The organism is Clostridium sp. (assembly GCF_017888565.1).
Lineage (GTDB): Bacteria > Bacillota > Clostridia > Clostridiales > Clostridiaceae > Clostridium.
The window spans coordinates 1-5,064 of sequence record NZ_JAGHFX010000060.1 but is presented as its reverse complement, the minus strand read 5'-3'; the positions used below and the strand labels follow the sequence as shown (position 1 = coordinate 5,064).

At 29.7% G+C, this 5,064-nt stretch carries 7 protein-coding genes and 1 pseudogene; all 8 read right to left on the bottom strand.

Annotated elements, in window-relative coordinates; genetic code table 11:
• A pseudogene (locus tag J7M87_RS12415) lies at nucleotides 1–205 on the bottom strand (hypothetical protein); the annotation flags it as partial.
• Nucleotides 206–466 (bottom strand): hypothetical protein, encoded by a 261-nt coding sequence (locus J7M87_RS12410; protein WP_209740968.1) that lies wholly within the window; start codon nucleotides 464–466, stop codon nucleotides 206–208. It lies immediately after the preceding pseudogene.
• Nucleotides 467–509: 43 nt separating this feature from the next.
• The gene (locus tag J7M87_RS12405; protein ID WP_291651363.1) at nucleotides 510–1,208 is read right to left on the bottom strand and encodes a phage tail protein; all 699 of its coding nucleotides are present in this window, start codon (nucleotides 1,206–1,208) and stop codon (nucleotides 510–512) included.
• Nucleotides 1,208–3,376, bottom strand: coding sequence for a phage tail protein (locus J7M87_RS12400; protein WP_291651362.1), 2,169 nt, complete (start codon nucleotides 3,374–3,376; stop codon nucleotides 1,208–1,210). Before J7M87_RS12400 ends, J7M87_RS12405 begins: the two co-directional genes overlap by 1 nt.
• A gap of 41 nt (nucleotides 3,377–3,417) precedes the next feature.
• The gene (locus tag J7M87_RS12395) at nucleotides 3,418–3,789 is read right to left on the bottom strand and encodes a DUF2085 domain-containing protein (RefSeq protein WP_291651361.1); all 372 of its coding nucleotides are present in this window, start codon (nucleotides 3,787–3,789) and stop codon (nucleotides 3,418–3,420) included.
• Entirely contained in the window at nucleotides 3,770–3,991 is a 222-nt protein-coding gene (locus J7M87_RS12390; RefSeq protein WP_257447387.1) for a hypothetical protein, read from the bottom strand. The genes J7M87_RS12395 and J7M87_RS12390 overlap by 20 nt, the downstream gene beginning before the upstream one ends.
• A gap of 79 nt (nucleotides 3,992–4,070) precedes the next feature.
• Nucleotides 4,071–4,667, bottom strand: coding sequence for a bacteriophage Gp15 family protein (locus J7M87_RS12385; RefSeq protein ID WP_291651360.1), 597 nt, complete (start codon nucleotides 4,665–4,667; stop codon nucleotides 4,071–4,073).
• A complete protein-coding gene (locus J7M87_RS12380) occupies nucleotides 4,667–5,011 on the bottom strand; it encodes a DUF6673 family protein (RefSeq protein ID WP_111931641.1) in 345 nt (114 codons plus the stop codon). The genes J7M87_RS12385 and J7M87_RS12380 overlap by 1 nt, the downstream gene beginning before the upstream one ends.
• Nucleotides 5,012–5,064: the final 53 nt, after the last annotated feature.

Sequence of the window (5,064 nt, the reverse complement as noted above, 5' to 3'; positions counted from 1 at the left end):
TTACTTTCCCATCTTTGTCTTTCTCTCCATACTTATCAATTAATACTGCTCTTTCCTCTTCGTATATCTTAATTTCTCTTGAAATAATTTCTATATTCTTTTTGATACCATAAGATATTTTTACAGGCAGTTTATATCCTGCTAATGTCCCTAAAGTATTTAATCCATTTAACATTTCAAAATTACTAATTTTGATTTTACTCATTTATAGTTCCTCCTTGTATCCATTAATATTTATCTCACCTTTAATAGTAAGTCCATTACTATCAAAACTTGCTATAGGTTCTGTACTAGCTAAACATATTTTCTCAGCTGTAATTGTTCCCATTTCTTTACCATCAATATTAAAATTAATCTTTTTACTAGTATTAAGAGTTTCTAATTCTGATACTCTTTCCTTAAGATTAACTACTTCTCCCTTTAACACTTCAATCATATTTAATAATGTCTTTTTTCTTATAAACATACCTACTCCTCCTAATAAAAAAAATGTATTCAATTTGAACACATTAGATATATCTTGGTTTATATTTTATTGTTATATCTACATTGTTTTTACTTACTGTAATAGTATTAGCTCCTGGCTTTAATCTTGGGAATCCCCACATATCAGTATCTCCATATTTATTAATACCATCTACTGTTACTGTTCCTTCTTCTCCATTTACTATAAGCTTTTTATTAGCTTTTAGATTCTTTAAGATTATAGCTTCTTCATCCAATCCATTAATAGTTAAGTCTATTAAGTCTATACTTGGCGTTACTTCTACTATTGCTGGAGTTTCTAAATTACCAGAAACATTTATAGTTTTAGATATTATTCTATTAATCATTTCTGTTACTTGAGTATTTTCAACAATAACAAACATTTGTATATCAACTGTTTCATTGCCTTTCATAATATATTTATAGTTTGGTTCTTTGCTAATAAACCCTCTATAGAAATACTCTATATCATCGAATTTTATAGTAGCATTCTCAAATTGTTTTATTAAATTACCTTTCATAGTTTCAAGCTCATTAGCATCACTGCATATAATATCTAATGTTATATTTAATACCTTAAATTTATTCTTTCCTTTTTTATAAAATATAGGATTAAGATTATTAGTACCCCAATAATTAAATATGTCAACTTCTGCGCTACTAATATTTCTACTCATTAATTTCGCTTTAAAATTCTTTATATCTATATTATTTACCAGCACTACCTCACCCTCTTTCCAGCTAAAGCTAATTTACCATTAACTACTTTATATACTGATTCCCCTATGCTTTGTCCATCTATTTCGTTTTTTAATATGAATACACTACCCTCTGGAATACCTTCAGAACTATTTATACTATTTCCATCACTACTATTATTTTTTGTTACAACTCTAGCTGTAGTCATAGCAGTTTCATAATCTACTGTAGTTTGCATTTTAGCAACTAAATCACTCATATTAGAATCAATATCTTTCTCTAGATTAGGAGTTTCTATATCAATTCCAACTCCAATACCTTTAACGATATTCGTACCTATTAAATCTCTCATAATCCTAGAAGGTGAATGTATACCGAAGAAACCTTTTATACTGCCTATAACACTATCTGCAAAACCACCTATTAAGTTTAATATCCACCCAGTCATATTTGAAATACCATTCCAAATACCACGTATAAGGTTTTTACCAATACTAGATGCTTCATTCCAACCAAATATATTTTTTATACCTTGTATAGCTGATATAGCTACATTTTTAGCCGCTTGAAGTAAGTTACCTAAAGAACTACTAATACCATTAGCTACCCAACTTATTAAGTTTTTACCTATACTACCCCCAGCACTAAATATTCCCTTAATTCCATTTATAACACTTTCAGCTGTAAAACTAGCAATAGCTTTTATATTAGACACCATACTAGTAATACCTTTACCTATGTTTGCAATTAAATTAGACCCTATTTGCCACCAATTAAATAGGGTAAATACATTTACTATAGCCATAATTATTTGAGGAATATTAGCTACTAAAGTTGGTATTGAATTTATTAATCCTTTTATAAGCATAAGTATTATATCAATGCCAGCTTTAAGTATTTGTGGTAATGCATTGTATATGGCATTAGAAAATTCATTAATTATTCTTGGTACCTCACTAATCAATGTAGGTAATGCGGTTACTAATCCTTCTACTAAAGCTAATATAATATCTATTGCAACATCTAATATTAAGGGCAAATTTTCTATTATCATATTACACATAGAAATTATTAAATCCACTATTACAGGAATTAATGTAGGCAAATTCTGTGCTATACCTTGCCCTAACGTCATTAAAGCTTGGAGCCCAATTTCTAACAACATTGGCATTACCTCTATAACACCATTAACTAAGGACATCATTATATCTAAAGCTGTATTTATTAAAGATGGTAATCCCTCTTGTATTCCGCTTATTAAGTTTTTAACTATATCAATACCACTATTCAACAACTCAGGTAAAACACTATTTATTAATGAAGGTAATTCTTGTACTAAACTATTAAATAATTTTGTAATTCCGCCTATAGCTATTTTTATTCTAGGTAATATATTCCCCCCGAAAGTTTGTAAGCTATAAACTAAATCATTTACTAAGTCATCAAAATTTTCCGTATCACTAGCCATTCCTGTTAATATATTAGACCAAGCAGATTTAAGCATATTAAAACTTCCGCTAATTGTAGTTGCAGCTTCTTTTGCCGTTGTACCTGTAATTCCCATTTCATTCTGAATAACATGAATTGCTTCTATAATATCACTGAAATTACTTATATTGTATTTAACACCGCTTATCTTCTCAGCTTCTACTAATAGCCTTTGCATTTCTTCTTTAGTCCCACCAAAACCTAGCTTCAAATTGTCTAGCATAGTGTAATTTTGTTTAGCAAAGCCTTGATAAGCATTTTGAATCATAGCCATGTCAGTACCCATTTTATTAGCGTTATCCGACATATCAATAATTGCTTGATGTCCTATTCGTGCTGCTTTTTCTGTATCACCGCCTAGTCCTTGCAATAACGAAGCAGAAAAACTAGTAATAGTATTCATATATTCATTTGCTGACAATCCTGCTGTTTCAAAAGCGTTAGCTGCATATCTTTGTACTAATTTACTACTATCTTTAAATAATGTTTCAACACCGCCTACTAACTGCTCAAATTCAGCGTATTGTTTTACCGATATTCCTGCCAAAGCTCCAACCGCAGCACTAGCAGTAGTGACTAATCTTGTTATTGCAACTGCTCCCGTTTTTGTTAAACTTCCTAATTTGCTGCTTAAACCTTTTATATCTTTTTCGGCTCCAGTACTATCTACCTGGGTATCTATAATTATTCTTCCATCAGCCATTACATTTCTCACCTACTTTGTTTTTGACACTAAAAAAGCACTTAGTTAAAAACTAAATGCTTGATAATTATTACTATATTAAATAAAAAATTTGTATATCCTATACCCGCTATAAATCCTGTAACAAATCTTCGGATATTATTAGATTTTATTATTTTCATTAATTGTATTAGTCCATCAATAGCCATTGGTATAATTAATACCAAAGACCATAAAAAGTTAATTCTAAAATCTAAAACAATGCATATAAGGCCAATTATTTGTCCTACCAAAATCCCAGTACATCTAGCACATACAGGAAATTGATATCCCTTATAAGAGAAGCTTCTTTCATGCATTTGATGACAAGTGTACCCGCCTATTCTCATAAGTGTTGTCCATAATTTTAATTGTTTATTTAAATTTCTCTCCACAATCTACACACATCCTATATGCACTATGACTTGTTTTGCTTTTCCCCATTCCACACATTCCACACAATAATCCTATAGGACCAAAACATATCGCTCCTAAACATCCTTTTCCAGCTCCGAACCCCTTTGTTTCCGTTGTAGAATCGTTTATTATTTGTACGTTATTGCTGCCACATTTAGGACATCCTTTTTCGTTTCCCATTGTATCTCCCCCTCAAACAGTTAAAATATATTTATATAATACCATTTTTGAGGTTAATTTACAATTTTTATTAATATTTTTACAATAGATTATTTACATTTTTCCCAAGAAGTAAAGCTTCGGTTATTTCATCTAGTTTTTCTCTTTCATCTTTAGGTATAGGTATTTCGTATAGTTTGCGCATCTTCTTATAATAAGCCTTTTCTTCTTTAGACTTAATCTTAGACAGATCCATACTCCTATATCCCATTATCTTAACTATCTCATTATCCTCTTTAAGACTCTTAAACATAGCTTTAAATTTCCACCAATGTAAATACTCTATATCCTGTAAATCTATATTATATTGGTCCATAAATGCAGCATATATATAATCATCATCATGTTCAAAACTATAAATTTGAGTGACTCTCTTACCTTTACCATTTCCTTTAGATGATGTTATTTCTTTACCGCACCTATAAAACCATAACATTTGCTCTATTGCTTCATTGATGTTTTCCGGTATAACTGGATAATAAAGTTCTAAAGCTGTTATAATTTTATCTTCTTCTCCTATAGAACTATCTTGCATTAATAATTCAAATAAAATAGAAGTACGGAAATCACTATTAATCTCGTACTCCTTATTATCAATCTCTACTGTAATAGGCAATAAATCAACTAGTATATTCATTATTTTTTAGCACGTCTTTGAGCTCTGTTAGGAGAATATTTATGAGCTATTTTTTCAATTTCTACTCTTTGTTCATTTGCTTGGTCAACCAATTCGCTAAAGGCTTTTAAGCATATTTTTAAATTAACTCTATTCCCAAATACCTTTTTATCAGTTCCTTCTCCAAACATAGTATTAAATACGTTAAAAATAGTTTCACATTGAGTTTTAACAACTTGTGTCATACTCATATTCTTATTATTTTCTTCTACTTTTTTTAACTCCTCCATGGACTTATCATATTTTTCTGCCACTTCTAAATCATAGAAATCTATATCTTCTAACTCAACACCGTTAATTATCATTTAACATTCCCCCATTTCTATTTTATAGTCCAGCTATTTCCTAATGTAGCAGT